The organism is Flavobacterium swingsii, assembly GCF_900111965.1.
GTDB classification, from domain to species: domain Bacteria; phylum Bacteroidota; class Bacteroidia; order Flavobacteriales; family Flavobacteriaceae; genus Flavobacterium; species Flavobacterium swingsii.
Window position 1 is genome coordinate 186,547 of sequence record NZ_FOJT01000003.1, and the last position, 16,831, is coordinate 203,377.

The 16,831-nt window shown below is 31.6% G+C and carries 16 protein-coding genes; 10 read left to right on the top strand and 6 right to left on the bottom strand.

Annotation, left to right across the window (positions count from 1 at the left end; all coding sequences use genetic code 11):
- The first annotated feature begins 108 nt into the window (after positions 1-108).
- The 4 genes from BM053_RS05970 (at position 109) to BM053_RS05985 (ending at position 4,412) form a co-directional block, all read left to right on the top strand.
- On the top strand, positions 109-345 hold the full coding sequence (locus BM053_RS05970) for an acyl carrier protein (protein ID WP_007137004.1): 237 nt from the start codon (positions 109-111) through the stop codon (positions 343-345).
- Between the two features lie 197 nt (positions 346-542).
- Positions 543-1,793, top strand: a complete 1,251-nt coding sequence (fabF, locus tag BM053_RS05975) for a beta-ketoacyl-ACP synthase II (protein WP_091475129.1) — start codon at positions 543-545, stop codon at positions 1,791-1,793.
- Between the two features lie 8 nt (positions 1,794-1,801).
- The gene (rnc, locus tag BM053_RS05980; RefSeq protein WP_091475131.1) at positions 1,802-2,542 is read left to right on the top strand and encodes a ribonuclease III; all 741 of its coding nucleotides are present in this window, start codon (positions 1,802-1,804) and stop codon (positions 2,540-2,542) included.
- 340 nt (positions 2,543-2,882) lie between these two features.
- Positions 2,883-4,412 carry a helix-turn-helix domain-containing protein gene (locus BM053_RS05985; protein ID WP_167357304.1) on the top strand — a complete coding sequence of 510 codons (1,530 nt, stop codon included), beginning with the start codon at positions 2,883-2,885 and terminating at the stop codon, positions 4,410-4,412.
- Positions 4,413-4,419: 7 nt separating this feature from the next.
- Here BM053_RS05985 and BM053_RS05990 read toward each other — a convergent pair whose 3' ends face one another.
- Positions 4,420-4,605 (bottom strand): hypothetical protein, encoded by a 186-nt coding sequence (locus BM053_RS05990; RefSeq protein ID WP_091475135.1) that lies wholly within the window; start codon positions 4,603-4,605, stop codon positions 4,420-4,422.
- A 273-nt stretch (positions 4,606-4,878) separates the two neighbouring features.
- Here BM053_RS05990 and BM053_RS05995 point away from each other — a divergent pair, with 273 nt between their 5' ends.
- From BM053_RS05995 to pyk, 6 genes are all read left to right on the top strand, one after another.
- Positions 4,879-6,441 carry a vitamin K epoxide reductase family protein gene (locus BM053_RS05995; protein WP_091475138.1) on the top strand — a complete coding sequence of 521 codons (1,563 nt, stop codon included), beginning with the start codon at positions 4,879-4,881 and terminating at the stop codon, positions 6,439-6,441.
- 93 nt (positions 6,442-6,534) lie between these two features.
- On the top strand, positions 6,535-6,741 hold the full coding sequence (locus BM053_RS06000) for a hypothetical protein (RefSeq protein WP_091475140.1): 207 nt from the start codon (positions 6,535-6,537) through the stop codon (positions 6,739-6,741).
- A 72-nt stretch (positions 6,742-6,813) separates the two neighbouring features.
- Positions 6,814-9,006 (top strand): peptidase domain-containing ABC transporter, encoded by a 2,193-nt coding sequence (locus tag BM053_RS06005; protein WP_091475143.1) that lies wholly within the window; start codon positions 6,814-6,816, stop codon positions 9,004-9,006.
- A 4-nt stretch (positions 9,007-9,010) separates the two neighbouring features.
- Positions 9,011-10,306 (top strand): HlyD family secretion protein, encoded by a 1,296-nt coding sequence (locus tag BM053_RS06010; RefSeq protein WP_091475146.1) that lies wholly within the window; start codon positions 9,011-9,013, stop codon positions 10,304-10,306.
- A gap of 135 nt (positions 10,307-10,441) precedes the next feature.
- Positions 10,442-10,921, top strand: coding sequence for an IPExxxVDY family protein (locus BM053_RS06015; protein ID WP_091475148.1), 480 nt, complete (start codon positions 10,442-10,444; stop codon positions 10,919-10,921).
- A 3-nt stretch (positions 10,922-10,924) separates the two neighbouring features.
- On the top strand, positions 10,925-12,355 hold the full coding sequence (gene pyk, locus BM053_RS06020) for a pyruvate kinase (protein WP_091475150.1): 1,431 nt from the start codon (positions 10,925-10,927) through the stop codon (positions 12,353-12,355).
- Between the two features lie 76 nt (positions 12,356-12,431).
- Here the strand turns inward: pyk and BM053_RS06025 are convergent, their stop codons facing one another.
- The 5 genes from BM053_RS06025 to BM053_RS06045 all read right to left on the bottom strand — a co-directional run bounded on the left by BM053_RS06025 (position 12,432) and on the right by BM053_RS06045 (position 16,742).
- A complete protein-coding gene (locus tag BM053_RS06025; protein ID WP_091475151.1) occupies positions 12,432-13,388 on the bottom strand; it encodes a hypothetical protein in 957 nt (318 codons plus the stop codon).
- A 16-nt stretch (positions 13,389-13,404) separates the two neighbouring features.
- Positions 13,405-14,364, bottom strand: coding sequence for a DUF6175 family protein (locus BM053_RS06030; RefSeq protein WP_091475153.1), 960 nt, complete (start codon positions 14,362-14,364; stop codon positions 13,405-13,407).
- A gap of 10 nt (positions 14,365-14,374) precedes the next feature.
- Positions 14,375-14,854, bottom strand: coding sequence for a hypothetical protein (locus BM053_RS06035; protein WP_091475155.1), 480 nt, complete (start codon positions 14,852-14,854; stop codon positions 14,375-14,377).
- Between the two features lie 18 nt (positions 14,855-14,872).
- Complete coding sequence (locus tag BM053_RS06040; protein WP_091475157.1) at positions 14,873-15,394, bottom strand: hypothetical protein; 522 nt, start codon at positions 15,392-15,394, stop codon at positions 14,873-14,875.
- A 67-nt stretch (positions 15,395-15,461) separates the two neighbouring features.
- Positions 15,462-16,742, bottom strand: coding sequence for a hypothetical protein (locus BM053_RS06045; protein WP_091475161.1), 1,281 nt, complete (start codon positions 16,740-16,742; stop codon positions 15,462-15,464).
- Positions 16,743-16,831 lie beyond the last annotated feature (89 nt).

The following is a 16,831-nucleotide window of genomic DNA, read 5'->3' on the forward strand; positions in this document are numbered from 1 at the left end:
TTTGTGAAAATATTTTTTTAAATTCGTAGTCAGATTTATTAACTAAAATGTGGTTTTAAGATAAAGTTTTTTATTTTTGCCATCTATTAAAATTTAAAATTAAAGATTATGTCAGACATTGCATCAAGAGTAAAAGCGATTATCGTAGACAAATTAGGCGTTGACGAAAACGAAGTTGTAACAGAAGCAAGCTTCACAAACGATTTAGGAGCTGATTCATTAGACACTGTTGAGCTAATAATGGAGTTCGAAAAAGAATTTGATATTCAAATTCCAGACGACCAAGCTGAAAACATTGCTACGGTAGGTCAAGCAATTTCTTACATCGAAGAAGCTAAAAAATAATATTTTCAAACATCTGTAAGTGAAATACCTTACAGGTGTTTTTTTATTTTTTAATGTCTTTAAAATCTTTTGTAGATTTGTAAAAAACATTGATTGTATTACAATCATAAAAATATTTATGTAATACCCCATTGTTTCTTTTAGTAATAATTAAAAGTGCTTTGGGTTTTTTTATATTAAACAAAACGAACTAAACTATGCAACTAAAGCGAGTAGTAGTAACAGGATTAGGTGCTCTTACACCAATTGGAAATAATATTCAAGAATATTGGGACGCACTAATAAGTGGGAAAAGCGGTGCTGCACCCATCACTTATTATGACACCGAAAAACATAAAACTAAGTTTGCTTGCGAGGTAAAAAACTTCAATATTGAAGATTTTATGGATCGCAAAGAAGCTAGAAGAATGGATAAATTTGCTCAATATGCTGTTGCTGCGAGTGAAGAGGCTATAAAAGATGCTGGAATAACCGATACCAATGTAGACAGACACAGAGTTGGTGTTATTTGGGGAGCTGGAATAGGCGGACTAGAAACTTTTCAAGAAGAAGTTTTAAGTTATGCAAAAGGAGACGGAACGCCAAGATTCAATCCTTTCTTTATACCAAAAATGATTGCTGATATTGCTCCTGCTCATATTTCTATGAGAAATGGCTTTATGGGTCCAAATTATACTACTGTTTCTGCTTGCGCTTCTTCTGCAAATGCATTAATCGATGCTTTCAACTACATTCGATTGGGAATGTGCGACATCATTATTTCTGGTGGTTCAGAAGCTGCTGTTACTATTGCAGGAATGGGTGGATTCAATTCGATGCAAGCTTTATCGACTAGAAATGACAGCCCAGAAACTGCTTCAAGACCATTTGACGCGACTCGAGACGGATTTGTTCTTGGTGAAGGTGCCGGTGCCTTAGTTTTAGAAGAATATGAACACGCAATTGCTCGTGGTGCAAAAATATATTGTGAAGTTGGTGGTGGTGGAATGTCATCTGATGCATATCACTTAACTGCACCACATCCTGAAGGATTGGGTGTAATTGCGGTAATGAACAACACACTTCGTGATGCAGGTATGAATCCTGAAGAAGTAGATCATATTAATACGCACGGAACTTCAACTCCACTTGGAGATGTTGCTGAATTGAAAGCGATAAGTCATGTTTTTGGCGCTCATGCTAAAAATATTAATATCAATTCGACAAAATCGATGACTGGACATTTGCTTGGTGCTGCTGGTGCTATCGAAGCTATTGCTTCTATATTATCTATCAAACACGGAATAGTTCCTCCTACAATAAACCACACAACTGTTGACGAAAACATTAACCCGGAATTAAACTTAACACTAAACGCTGCTCAAAAAAGAGACGTAAAAGTGGCTATGAGTAATACTTTTGGTTTTGGTGGTCACAATGCATGTGTTTTGTTTAAAAAATTAGTTTAATTACTCGAATGAGTCTTATTAAAAAAATATTTTCAAATTCCCGTTCTCCAGAGGACGGGCTTTTTTTTAGTAAACTCGAAAAAATATTAGGATTTAAACCTTCAAATCTTATTCATTTTCGCAAAGCATTTACGCATCGGTCGATGAATAAATTAGACGAGAAAGGAAACCCGATGAATTATGAGCGTCTAGAATTTATGGGTGACGCTATGTTGGGAAGTGTTATTGCGGCTCATTTATTCAACATGGTTCCTACTGGAGATGAAGGATATTTGACAAAAATGCGTTCTAAAATTGTAAGTCGAGAACACTTGAACGAATTAGGAAAAGACCTTAATCTGATTCAATTTTTAGAAAGTAAAGTGACCGTGCAAAACTTTGGAGAAAACATACACGGAAATCTTTTTGAAGCATTCATTGGTGCTATTTATCTTGACAGAGGTTTTGCGTACTGCGAAAAATTTATCCATAAAAAAGTCATCAAACCTTATGTAGATATCGACAAATTAGAAGGAAAAGTCATTAGCTACAAAAGTTTACTCATAGAATGGTGTCAGAAAGAAAAAAGACAGTTTCACTATGATATTTATGAAGACGACGATGCGGGAAAACTAAAATATTTTGGTGTAAAATTAAGTATCGATGGTAAAGTTATTGGCAAAGCCAGAGCTACATCGAAAAAGAAAGCCGAAGAAATTGCCTCTAAAAGAGCGTATTTTGCATTTCAGACAAAAATAGACGGGAAATAACGACGTCGTTTTCTGAAAAATGTTTTAAGTTTATTCAAATAAGACAATTCGAACCCACAGTTTTTTAATTTGTATACTCGTTTTATTGTTGCTTTTCAAGTACTTTTGTCAAAATTTGATTCAAATGCGTACTACACTATATTTTTTACTTCTCTTTTTTACTCATGTTGTTTTTTCACAAAACAAATTTACCCTAACAGATAAAGAATACCAAGAATTACATATTAAAGCACGTTTATTAATAAACTCAAACCTAGACAGTTCTTTTATTTATGTAAACAAAATAGAGAAATCTAACAATAATTTGCACAAATCGTTTGCTTATGGGATAAAGTCCTATTTGTATCAATTAAAAGAAGGAGATAGTATTAAGTCTAAACAATTATACAAACAAGCATTTACTTATTTAGATAAAATTCCAACTTCAAATGACAAAACAAAACTTAATGCTTATTTGTTAAATTATGGTGGATTGGCTGAATGGAAAAGAAAAAATTTAAGGACTGCTTTATTAAGATATGAAGAAGGGAAAAAACTATCTGAAAAAGCAAATGATTTAAAGCAAATTATTAAGTTTAATAGAAATATTTCTTCCATTTATTTAGATGCTGGAAATTTTGATCTGGCAATTAAAGTTTCTAGAGAAAATGATGTGGTTACAGATAAAGCAGAGTATTTATTTGAGGTGGATGAATTTTATAGTATAAAAAGTTTATTATATCTAAATTTAGGGAGTTGTTACAAGAAGCATTTTTTGTTTAATCAAAAAAACAAAATTGATTTAGATTCTGCAGTATATTATTTTAAAAAATCCGTAGTTTTTGCAAAATATATAGAAATCACTAGAACAAATGCCCAGATAGGTTTAGCGAATGTTTATCTGTTAAAAAAGGATTATAAAACCGCACAGGAATACTATAATAAACTGTTGATTGAAACTAAAAATAAAGGATATAATTACTCTGTAGTTAATTATTCGATAGGTGAGTTGTATTATAAAAAAAACGAATTTGACAAAGCGTTAGTTTATTTTAAAAAAGTAGATTCTATTTATAAAATCGATAATGAAAACCTAGAAGAATTTATATACTCTAATTATTTTCAAGCAAAAATTTATGCTTCCAAAAAAGATTACGACAATGCCTCAAAATACTCTAAATTGTATCTGGAAGAATATAAAAAAAATGAACTAAAATTAAATAAAGAAATTTCGGGTGTAAATAACATATTAAGCTTTTCTGATTTAAATAAAGAAATGATTGATTTACAAAAAAAACATAAGAATGAAAATTTATTTAAATATTTTATTCTCTTATTCTTTTTTTCAATTTTTATTTTTTTAATAATAAAAAATCAAGTAGATAAAAACAAAGCAAATAGAAGGGTAAAAGAATTAATAGAAGAATTTACAAATAAAGAATCTGATCTATACAAGAATCTAAATACTCCTTCAAATAATGAGGTTAAAATAGATTCTGATGATAAATCCGTTGATTCTAAAAATATTTTGGTTCTTGACGAAGAAAAAGAAAAAGAAATATTAATAAAATTGAATATTCTAGAAGAAAAACTAGAATACATAAAAGAAGATTATACACAACAGTATGTTGCTAAAAAGATAAAAACCAACACGACCTACTTATCTTATGTTATTAATAAAAATTTTCAAAAGACATTTAGCGAATATTCTAATGGACTTAAAATTAATTATGTAATTAATCAAATGATTATTAACCCTACATATAGGAAATACTCTACACAAGCCATTGCCGAAAGTGTTGGTTTTAAGAATGCATCATCATTTACCAAATCTTTTAACAAAAGAACTGGCTTGACTCCAGTTCAGTTTGCTAAAAGTATAAAATTGTAAATCAAATTTATGGTTTAGGATTTGCCGTCCCTGCTCCTCCATCACCTCCGGTACCACCTCCAGTAGGAGTAGGGGAGTTATCAAACACAGAGAAATCCGGACTGCCTGCACCCGCACCCGAAATATTAATTAATTGTTTTCTTTCTAATTGATTTTTTTTAAAATCTTCAAAATTTAATTTTCTTGTTTTCATGTAAATTGTGATTTGTTATTATTAATAGGTCAAATTTAAACCATATTAAAATGCCATAATTGTTTTTTGAGTTTAAATTTTTTTTAGCATAATCATTATGGGTTATGCATCTTTAAATCAATACATTAAAATAAAATAAGGTTTCGATAATTTATAAATTGTCGTAGTCTTAATTTATAAATTGACGCTTCAACCCTTTTTTTTTCTGCGCAAACCGCCTAATCTTTGTCAAAATATTTAGAAAGTCATTTCGATTTTCAGAAAATAAATAAGATGATAAACATAGTAAAAAAGTATTTAGTCATAAGCCAATTTTCAGACCAGAAAGAAAATTTCGAAGATTTATTTCTTTCACATCCCAATTATCCGGGCGTATTTGCTATTACCGATTCGTTAGACATGTTGTCTATAGAAAACATAGCGATAAAAGTGCCCAAAGAGCAGTTTATAGAATTGCCGAAATCTTTTCTAGCTATATATAATAACAACCTAGTTTTGGCGACAAAATCAAATGCAGTAATAACCATAGATACTAAAGAAGGAAAGCAACAAAAACTAACTTTCAACGAATTTCTTACAGGCTGGAACGAAGTCATTTTAGCTATAGAACCCAATACAAATTCTATCATAAAAAAAGAAAAAGCAAACACAAAATGGTTATTATATACTTTGCCTTTTATTGCACTCATTATATTGTCAATTACTTACAATAAATACAATTACAATTCAACTATATTGTTAGCTACTTCAATAACAGGTTTGTTGACTAGCATATTTATAGTGCAAGAAGCGTTTGGAATAAAAAGTGAAATCGTGTCAAAATTTTGCAATGTAAATCAAAATGTATCTTGCGATTCAGTAATTAAGTCGAATAAAAACGAGATTAACAAATGGTTTGGTTTCTCAGATTTGCCTTTGTTGTTTTTCAGTATTAGTATTTTGTCTACGATAATACAAACAGAAGAAGCAAGTAATATAATAGGTTTTTTAAGTTTAGCGGCTACTCCTATAATTATGTATTCGGTTTGGTTACAAAAATTTCAACTTAAAAAATGGTGTGTGTTGTGTTTAGTAGTTTCGTTTATAATTGTATTGCAAAGTTTGGTTTTTATTTTCGCAACCACATCATTTTTTAATATAATAATAATAAATGGTTTTGGATTTTTATTTTCTGCAATACTACTCACAACAATTTGGTTGTTCGTAAAACCAGTTTTTGAAGCTAAAATAAAAGCTGAAAAAAGGGAAACGGAATTAAAAAAATTCAAATGCAATTATCAAATTTTTCGTTTTTTATCAAAGAAAATCCCTGTACTAAAAGGATTTGATAAGTTGGAAGGATTACAGTTTGGAAACAAAACAGCTAGTTTGCAACTAACAATAATTATTAGTCCAAGTTGCGGGCATTGTCACAAAGCGCTCGAAGACGGGTTTAACTTGGTGACAAAATTTCCAAAACGAGTATTTCTGAGTGTGCTTTTTAACATCAATCCAGAAAACAATGATAATCTTTATAAAATAATTGTAGAAACATTGCTGACTATAAACAACATCAATCCAGAAAATATAGAAAGTGCTATTTCCGATTGGCATATCAAAAAAATGGATTTACAACCTTGGCTTGAAAAGTGGAAAATGAATACTGTCGATATGAAAGTGAATCACCAGATTTACAAGCAATATAATTGGTGTCTCGAAAATGAGTTTAATTACACACCAGTAAAAATAATCAATAACAAATTATTTCCTAACGAGTACGAAATAAGTGAGCTAAAATATTTTCTGAATGATTTTTTGAAAGAAAAAGCAGAAAATTACATTTTAGCAGAAGCATAAAACATAAAAAATATTCTTGGCCGAGAATCAGACACAAGATCCAAGTGTCTTAAAACGATTGGATTGTTAAATCAACAAATAAATTATAATATCATGTTAAAAAACATTTTAAAATTAGACGGAGCTCAAAAAATGAGCAAAAATGAGCAAAAAAGTATTAATGGAGGAATAGGGGGTTGTAAACAACCAGTGCCTAGTGTAAATGGTACTTGTCCAACGGGCTATTGGTATGCTGGTGTGTTTGGTGGCCCAGTTGATGGACCTGAATTCTGCCAGCCAATTACGAATTCTTGTAGATAATAAATCTTTTAAACAGTCTGAAAATTACTTTTCAGACTGTTTTTCCCTATTTTTGAATCCAAAAAATAAAAATTGAAGAAATTTCCTAATTATATACAAGCCGATAGTAAAGATTGTGGTCCTACGTGTTTAAAAATTGTTGCTAAACATTATGGCAAGACACTTAACATACAAGAATTACGTGATTATAGCGAAACCACACGCGAGGGAAGTAACTTATTATTTCTGAGTGATGCGGCTGAGAAAATAGGATTTAGGACATTAGGTGTGAAACTAAATCTAGAACGACTAGATGAAGCACCGTTGCCTTGCGTTTTGCACTGGAACAAAGAACATTATGTGGTTCTTCATAATATAAAAAAAGGAAAATATTGTATTTCTGATCCAGCTTATGGTCTGATAGAATATAACCAAAAAGATTTTATAAAATTTTGGATTGGTAACAATGCAGATAATTTTACTCAAGAAGGAATTGTTTTATTACTAGAACCAACACCAGTTTTTTATAAATCGGAATTTGATAAGGAAGAAAAAAAAGGACTTGGTTTTAGTATGCTGGCACAATATGTATTGAGGTATAAGTCATTTATTGTACAATTAAGCATAGGTTTGTTTGCTGGTAGTTTGTTACAACTTATTTTTCCATTCTTAACACAAAGTATTGTAGATGTTGGGATTCAGAATCAAAATATCAATTTTATCTACATGATTCTTTTTGCGCAACTATTTTTGTTTGCAGGTAAAACAGGATTAGAACTCATTCGAAGCTGGATTATGCTTCATCTTTCTACACGAATCAACATTTCATTAATATCTGATTTTTTTATCAAATTAATGAATTTACCCATATCATTTTTCGATGTCCGAATGACTGGCGATATCATGCAACGCATCAATGATCACCATCGTATCGAAAGAATATTAACCACGTCTTCACTAAACGTATTGTTTTCGGTCATCAATATGTTTATCATGGGAGGTGTTTTAGCGTATTATAACTTGCAAATATTTTTAGTATTTTTTGCGGGAAGTATCTTCTATTTTGGTTGGATAACTTTGTTTCTTAAACGAAGAGAAGAACTAGATTACAAACGATTTTCGGAAGTTTCGCAAGAGCAAAGCAAAGTAATGGAACTCATAAACGGAATGCAAGAAATAAAACTTCACAATGCCGAAAAACAAAAACGTTGGGGTTGGGAGTATGTTCAAGCTAGGTTATTTAGAGTTTCTATAAAAGGATTGGTTTTAGAGCAAACACAAACGATTGGTTCATCAGTAATCAATCAATTAAAAAATATATTCATCATTTTTCTTTCTGCAAAATTAGTTATCGATGGTCAAATTACTTTAGGAATGATGATGGCGATAAGCTCTATTGTAGGAAGTTTAGATGGGCCGATTTCACAACTTATCAGTTTTGTTCGCGAAGTGCAAGATGCTAAAATATCGTTAGCCCGTTTGTCCGAAATTCATGAAAAAGAAGACGAAATACAACAAGAATCACATCAAACACACGATTTTACTAGAGATGTTGCTATTAAGATAAAAGATTTATCCTTTAGATATTTAGGATCTGACATTCCTGTTCTAGAAGGTTTAAATTTGACTATTCCACCTAATAAAATCACAGCTATTGTAGGCACAAGCGGAAGTGGAAAAACGACATTAATGAAGTTATTATTGAAATTTTATGAACCTAATAGCGGACAAATAAATATTGGCAACACCCAATTATCTAACATTGCACAAAAAACATGGCGAGCCAATATTGGTGCGGTAATGCAAGAAGGATTTATTTTTAATGATACCATTGCAAATAACATTGCTATTGGTGTAGATATAATTAACAAAGAACGATTGGTTTATGCTGCCGATGTAGCTAATATAAAAGAATATGTTTCTGGTTTACCATTGGGTTATAACACAAAAATAGGCTCGGAAGGAGTAGGGATGAGTACGGGACAAAAACAACGATTACTTATTGCTAGAGCGGTTTATAAAAACCCAGAAATGTTGTTTTTTGACGAAGCAACTTCAGCCTTAGATGCCAATAATGAAAAAGAGATTATGGAGAAACTCGATATTTTCTTTAAAGATAAAACTGTTGTTGTCATTGCACACAGATTAAGTACCGTGATGAATGCAGATCAAATTGTGGTGCTTGACAAAGGAAAAATTATCGAAATAGGAAACCATGAAGAATTGGTAAAACTAAAAGGGAATTATTACGAGTTAGTTAGGAACCAGTTACAATTAGGAAGTTAAAGAAATGGAAGAAAAAAATACAACATTCGAGCTTCGTAGTGAAGAAGTACAAGATATTCTTACGAAAGTCCCACATTGGATGATTCGTTGGGGAACGGTTTTGATATTTGGGATAATTATCATGTTGTTTTTTACCTCATGGTTTCTAAAATATCCAGATGTAGTAGCATCAGAAATAGTAATAACAACCAATGTTCCGCCAGAGAAATTAGTTGCTAAAAATTCGGGTAGGATAGAAGCTATTTTGGTAAAAGACAAATCGTTAATCACACAAAACACTCATCTTGCGATTATAGAAAATGCTGCAAATTATAAAGATGTATTGCTGCTAAAAAGTATTGTTGACAAAACAGATAGTAACGATTCTAAAAAGAATTTTCCTTTTAATAAACTACAAAATCTACAATTAGGTGATGTGGAAAGTGCTTTTGCCATTTTTCAAAAAGATTATATTGCCGATGGGTTAAATGCCGATTTACAACCTTTTCAAGTAGAAAATGAGGCACAAAAATCCGAATCTACTCAAATTAAAGAACGATTAAGTTTGTTATTACAACAAAAAGAAATTAATGAACAAGAGCTGAAACTGCAAAAAAATGAAATTACACGTTACACAACATTAAATAGTAAAGGAGTAATTTCAGACCAAGAATTTGAAAGCAAAAAACTGAATTATTTCCAAGCTGAAAAAAATTATAAGAGTTTATTGAGTTCTATTTCGCAACTAAAATCATCACTAATAGACAATTCGAGAGCTACAAAAGACACACAAATTAGCGGAACAAAAGAAATGATTAATTTAGGCAGAAGTGTAACGCAATCATTCTATCAACTAAAAAAAGCTATAAAAGACTGGGAATTAAATTACACTTTAAAGTCATCTATTGCTGGAGAAGTTACTTTTTTACAAGTTTGGACAGAAAATCAAACCATAACTTCGGGAGATAATGTTTTTTCGATAATTCCAACTACTCAAAAAGGATTTGTAGGAAAAGTAAAAGCGCCAGCCTTAAATTCAGGGAAGATAAAAATTGGACAACAAGTAAATATTCGTTTGGTAAATTTTCCTGACAGAGAATTTGGTGTGCTAAAAGGAGAAGTAAAAAACATCTCTCTTGTTCCGGACAAAGATGGAAATTTATTAATCGATGTAATTTTGACAAAAGGATTGCAAACATCTTACAAAAAACAGATTCCATTTCAGCAAGAAATGAAAGGTTCTGCCGAAATTATAACCGAAGACCTACATTTGTTAGAAAGAATATTGTATCAGTTTAGAGAAATTTTTAAACCAAATTAAGGTTCATTTTTCATTTGAAATAAAAAACAATTAAAATCAAAATATTACCATTCATAAATTTAACAAAAACCTAATTTGTTAAATGGTTTTTAAATGATAGAAACGTTATCTTTACATTTAATTTTTTAGTGTTTTATGGCGATTCATAAATTACATCTCGAGGATTTCGATCAAGTTGATTATAACTTAATTGCCATTCATACGGCACAAGAAGATTACAAATTAGCATTCAAACTAAATCAGAAACTAACTATTTCGCTTAGTAAGAACGAAAATGAAATTCCTGTCGAAATTCAGGAAAAAATAACTCATTTTTCTCGTTTTACTTATGATGATGAAGAAAAAATGGTCGTTTGGGATTTAATCCAGAACAAACAAAAAATAGATTTGCCTGTTCAGAATTTGCCAGCGAATTTATTTGAAAATAAAAATTTTACAAGACGAGTTTCTTTAGTTTCTGAATTAAAAAAAGTAGATTTTTTTCTGAAAATAGAACATGATTCTCAGTACAAAATAAAAGATATTATAAGTAAAATAAACAAAATTGATTCTATAAGTGCCGTTTATGAAATAAATGCAAACGAAATAAAATCAAAAAATAATTTAATTTTTTAAGAAATGCCAACAAACAAAAAAACTAAAATTGTTGCTACACTTGGCCCAGCATGTAGTACAAAAGAAGTAATAAACGATATGATTAAAGCTGGAGTAAATGTCTTCAGAGTTAATTTTTCGCATGCAGATTACGATGATGTAAAATCTAAAATAGATATAATTCGAGGACTAAACGAAGAGTTTGGTTATACAACTGCAATTCTTGGCGATTTGCAAGGTCCTAAACTCCGTGTTGGTGTGATGAAAGAAGATGTAGTGGTAAATCCTGGAGATATTATCACTTTTCAAACTGCAGAAGATGTTCCGGGAACTGCCGATAGAGTTTATATGAACTACAAGGAATTTCCAAAAGATGTAAATCCAGGCGAAAAAATACTTCTTGATGACGGAAAACTAATGTTTGAAGCCATTAAAACCAATAGAAAAACTGAAGTAATTTGTAAAGTAATTCAAGGTGGTCCGTTAAAATCTAAAAAAGGAGTAAATTTACCAAATACCAAAATTTCGTTACCTGCACTAACTGAGAAAGATATTAAGGACGCTTTATTTGCTATAGAGCATAAACTAGATTGGATTGCGCTTTCTTTTGTAAAAACACCAAGAGATTTGCAAGATTTGCAGGAATTAATTGCTAAAAATTCGGAATATAAAATCCCAATAATAGCTAAAATAGAAATGCCCGAAGCATTAGTAAACATAGATAGAATTATTGCACATTGTGATGCATTGATGGTTGCTCGTGGTGATTTAGGTGTCGAGCTTCCTGCGCATGAAGTTCCATTAGTACAAAAAGATTTAATACTAAAAGCAAAAACCGCTCGTATTCCAGTAATTGTTGCCACACAAATGATGGAAACTATGATTACAAGTCTCACGCCAACTCGTGCTGAGGTAAATGATGTTGCCAATTCTGTCATGGATGGTGCCGATGCCGTAATGCTTTCGGGCGAAACATCAGTAGGGAATTATCCTGTTCAGGTTATCGAGCAAATGACTAGAATTATTGACGCTGTTGAAGACTCTCCATTAATTCATGTTCCGCAAAACACGCCTCAAATAAAAACAAACCGATTTATAACAAAAACCATTTGTCACCACGCTGCCACTATGGCAAATGTGATTAATGCCAAAGCAATTTGTACGTTAACCAATAGTGGATACACTGCTTTTCAGATTTCTGCATGGCGACCATCGGCTCATATTTTAGTCTTTACTTCAAACAAAAGGATTCTTACCCAACTCAATTTGCTTTGGGGTGTAAAATCATTTTACTATGACAAATTTGTAAGTACAGATGATACGGTAACCGATGTAAACGAAATAGCTCGTGTAAAAGGATTTGTAGAAAAAGGCGATTTCCTAATAAACCTAGCAGCCATGCCAGTAACCGATAAAGGAATGGTAAATACGCTGAGAGTTTCACAAATTGAGTAGTTCTCGAAATTAGATATTAAAAAACCCAACAGATAATCTGTTGGGTTTTTTTGTGAAATTAAATTTAGAGTTTTTTTTAATACCACCAACCACTTACGTTATAGTTAACCGTTTTCGGCTGACCTTTGCCATAAGCAACTCCTATATCTCTATAGGCTCTTATTGTTTCGCTAACTTGAGCTTGTTCTTTTAATACGTAGTTCCATTCTCTTTTATCAAGCTCTTTTACTCTTGATGCAATTTTACCAGACAATGCTTTTACTTCACCAAAACAAGCAGCGCTTGGGTCAATTGTTGAAAGGATTTCACCAGCTTGGTTTGCGGCATCAATGTTTTGATTTGCAGTCCACAAATTATTAGCTTCATTGAGTTTTACTTTACAATCTCTATCAATTTGTTTTTTATAGATTGGCGCTACCGCAACCATACATTTATTGTAACAATCTTGACATGCATCAGGTACGCTAGTTAGGTTATAAATTGCTTCCTCAAAATTATTTTGAGCGGCAAGTCTTTGAGCGTCTTTTATAATAAAATCACACTTACTTTTGTAGTATTGAATTATTTTCGTTTTCCCCGTTTGTATAAACGACTGATAATTTGGATCATTCGATTTCAAATTCTTTAATGCTGAAAGATATGCTTTTGTTTGATTTTCTCCCACACCTTTTACTGTTATTGAATGGCTTGCGAATTTAGTTCCTTCAAAACCATCACCAATATATAGTGTAATATCTAATGTATAGGCGTGCATTGGTGGCGCGGTTGGCGTTATGTCTTTTGTTAAAACATTAATATTTGCCGTAAGAATAAAACGTTCGTTAAACTCACTACCTCCCATTCCATTTTGGGTTACAATTTGGTTTAATTTATTTGTTAGGATACTGCGAGCTGCTTCAGGCATTTCTTCTATTTGTTCTGAGACATATGTTGCTAATGTAATTTTAGCAGCATCATCGCCTTTTACAGCTGTGCCTTGCGCATAACCACTAAATCCTATTGCAATAAGAATGCTTAAAAATATTGATTTCATAATTTTATTTTTGGTTTTATTTTTCTCCTAATACGATTGATGCTTGTCCTAATCCTTTCATCATAAGTTTGTTTGTTATCATAAATGGCGCTTTTTTCAGATAACTCTGTAGTCCTTTGCAAAAACCCTTGGCGTCAATAGCCACTCCAGCTTCATTGTACAACGGAATTCTTACTTGTTTGAAAAGCATCATGTTTTCTGTTGAGTCTGTAGTACTGAATCTCCCTTGTACGCAATTTTTTGTAAGCCATTCTTCGATATATCCGTTCAATTCTTTCCCGTCGAATTCTTTTTCTAAATCACCGTCCCAAGAATCAAATTTTTTAATACGGATTACAATTTCTCTTCCGTTTCTAAACATATCATCAAAATGAGTCATTAATTGCACATTAAAATTATCGATGTGAGACAAAACAGCTGTTTGTAACATTACTGGTAAAGTAGCTCCAATTAATTCGTTCCCTGTTCCTGAAGCTCCAGCAATTTGTTTATCAGTATAGGCATCTAATCCCTGAAGAATGAAAGTAATTGATTTTTTTGGACCTACTTGATTAATTGTCCAAGTAACCTGCATCCAAATATCAGCTTTAGCCGTTTTTTTTAATTTATCAATTGGATTTTCGCTAATTCCAGCTCCTGTTTTACTAGTTAACATAGCGTCTTCAGCGCTTTCAGAGGCTAATGTTTTTAATGCCCCTTCCATAGTTTCTAATGGGAAACCTCTTTCAGCCATTAATTCACCTAGTTTTGCTACTACGAGTAATAGGTCTGTATTTTCTTGAAAGGCTCTTTTATAATCTGGCAATGTAACCAATGTTCCTTGGTTGTCAAACTCCATCACATATCCTTTTTCAATGCACCATGCGTCACTAGGAACTACCATAAGTGTTGGCTTTTTAGCTTGAGAAAACACTATTGATGTTGAGCATAAAAGCAATAAAATAAGAAAGTTTGTTTTTGATATTATTTTTTTCATTTTGGTTGATTTAATTATTTAAAATACCGTCAGTTATCATTTGTTTTTTTAGGTCGCTTCTCATAACGCGAATAACATATCCATACATCACATCTCCATCTCTTCCTTTTTCTTTCTCTTTTTTTCCAAAAGATTCATCTTTGTTTGATGTGAATTTTTTATAATCTCCGTCGTCTTTAAAAAAATTATTAAAATAGTCCGCTTTATTTTCACGAATATTAGGAGCATTTAAAAGAGGGCGACTTTCACATTCTTGTTTTCCATTCCTGATTCCTGTAAACAAAACGGCATTGATTGCCTCTTTTTTTGCTTGTTCTAAAGCATCATTTCTGTTTTTTCCCTTGCCCCATGATTTTAGGGTAACGCTTCCGTCTAATTCAGAACCAAGACATTCAATTTCATGAATGTAATTTGCACCTATTTTGCTTTGTGCCTTACAATCTATAATTGCAATACTGCAGGTAAAAAGCATTAAAATTATTTTTTTCATACGTTCAAATTTGGCAGATTAAAATCCTGAAGCTAATGATTTAATAATTCCAGCATCTTCCAAATCTTTTCTTAAAGCAGAAACATTAACCGAAACAATTACGCCTACTTTATATTCTTTTCCAATTTTCATTCTATCTTCTGCAGCAACAGCGCCATCAGTTGATGTTGAAACAAATTTCATGTACTTTCCACCATCTTCAAAGAAAGGTGCAAAAAAATCTTCTTTTTCCACTTCTAGATTTACATTGCTTGCTAATGCTTTTTGTCCTGAAACTGTTGCTTTTCCGGTAAATCCTTTAAAAATAATACCGTGAACTGCATTCTTTTTGGCTTGCTCTATGGCAACGTCTGGTTTTTTGGAATATGACCACACTTTGATTAGATATGATCCTTGCGTTCCTGTTTGAACGGCTTCAATTTCATATCTCCATTCTTGAGTGTCTCTTTCTGCTTTTTTTCTAGCTTGGGCGTTAGCTATTTGACTAAAACCTAATATTATAGCAAATAAAAGGACTGTTCTACTTAAAATATTTTTCATTTATATGTTTTTTAAAATCATATAACGCATCAAATTTGATTTAATAAATTTGATGCGTTATAATTAATTATTTTATTTGTTTAATAAGTAATCCTGGATAAAATTTCTTTCCTCCTGAAAATGTAGTTCTATCAATAACTGGTTTTTTTTCTGTACTGGCTTCAAGACCTGCAGCACCATCAGCATTGTAGGTGTTATCCCAAATCCCATCTTTCTCTACTTTTATCGTTCCAATACTTTTGTAAGTAGCAACTCCTGTTTTTTCATCAATAACTTGTTCAAGAACGTCAAATTTTTCTCCACCTTCTAAACCTTCTTTAGTTCCAATTTTAGCTGTAATAGGGTTTCCTGTAAAAAGAGGTGTTTTGGTTTTGAAAACATCGTATTTCTTTTGAAGTTTAGCATAAACATTATCCACAATTCTTACTGTTGAAAGGGCGATAATTTGCTCTTCTGTCCTTTTTTCTGATAATGAAAAAGTAACTAAAGCTGACGCTTCCTCATCTCCAACAAATTCTAATTTAAATAATTCAGATTTATCAAATGCTTCTTTCTTTTTAGCATCTACACTACCTTTTTCCATATAAAAATCAGTATAAAAAGTATTTGATACTGTTTCATTCCAAACTAATTTATATAAAAAAGATGTTGCCCAAATAGAATATCCTTCTTTGGCTTTATCGTATGCTTTATCAGCAGCTTTCATAGCCATATCTTGTCCCATTGGAAGTTTGCTAGCGGCAACTTTTGCAGCATCACGTATAACACGCGCAACAGGTTCGTTTTCTATAAATTTAAATTTGTTTACAACTACAAATGTGTTGTCAATCAATTCAAAACCAGCGGTTTTTAATAATGCTTGACCTTCTGAAGATGCTTGTGCCGTTTTTGTTTCAAGGAATGACGCATTAAAAACACCTCTATCTGCTACTAAGTTGCAATCGAAACTTCCGTCAGCTTGTCTATCAAACCATTTTGCAACTAATTTGTTGGCAATTTTTTCTTTTTCTAAATATTTTTGAATTCTAATAGGCAACTCTTTATTAATAGAATCTGTTTTACCCATTTTTGAAGAGGTATAAATCTTAGCTTTTTCTTCTGCAGTTAAAGTGTAATTAGCAGGGTTAAAAGATTTTTGAGAAATTTGATGGTCATTGTATTTGTCCGGAAAAGGAGCGTTGTTAAAAGCTTTTAGAACTACATCCTTTTGAGGGAATTTCTCTGATTCTACAACCATTGTGTGTAAAGAACTTCTGCGATACTTAACATCTAAAGGCTTTTCAGCCATTTGTGCAAATGTGTTCAATCCAACCAATAATAAACTAAGTGTAATAATTGTGTTTTTCATTTTTTAATATATTTCCTTACTCTTATGGATTTTCAGTCACTCCCCGTTTTTTGTTAGTGGTTTCTGAACTCCACTTTGAATAATTAACA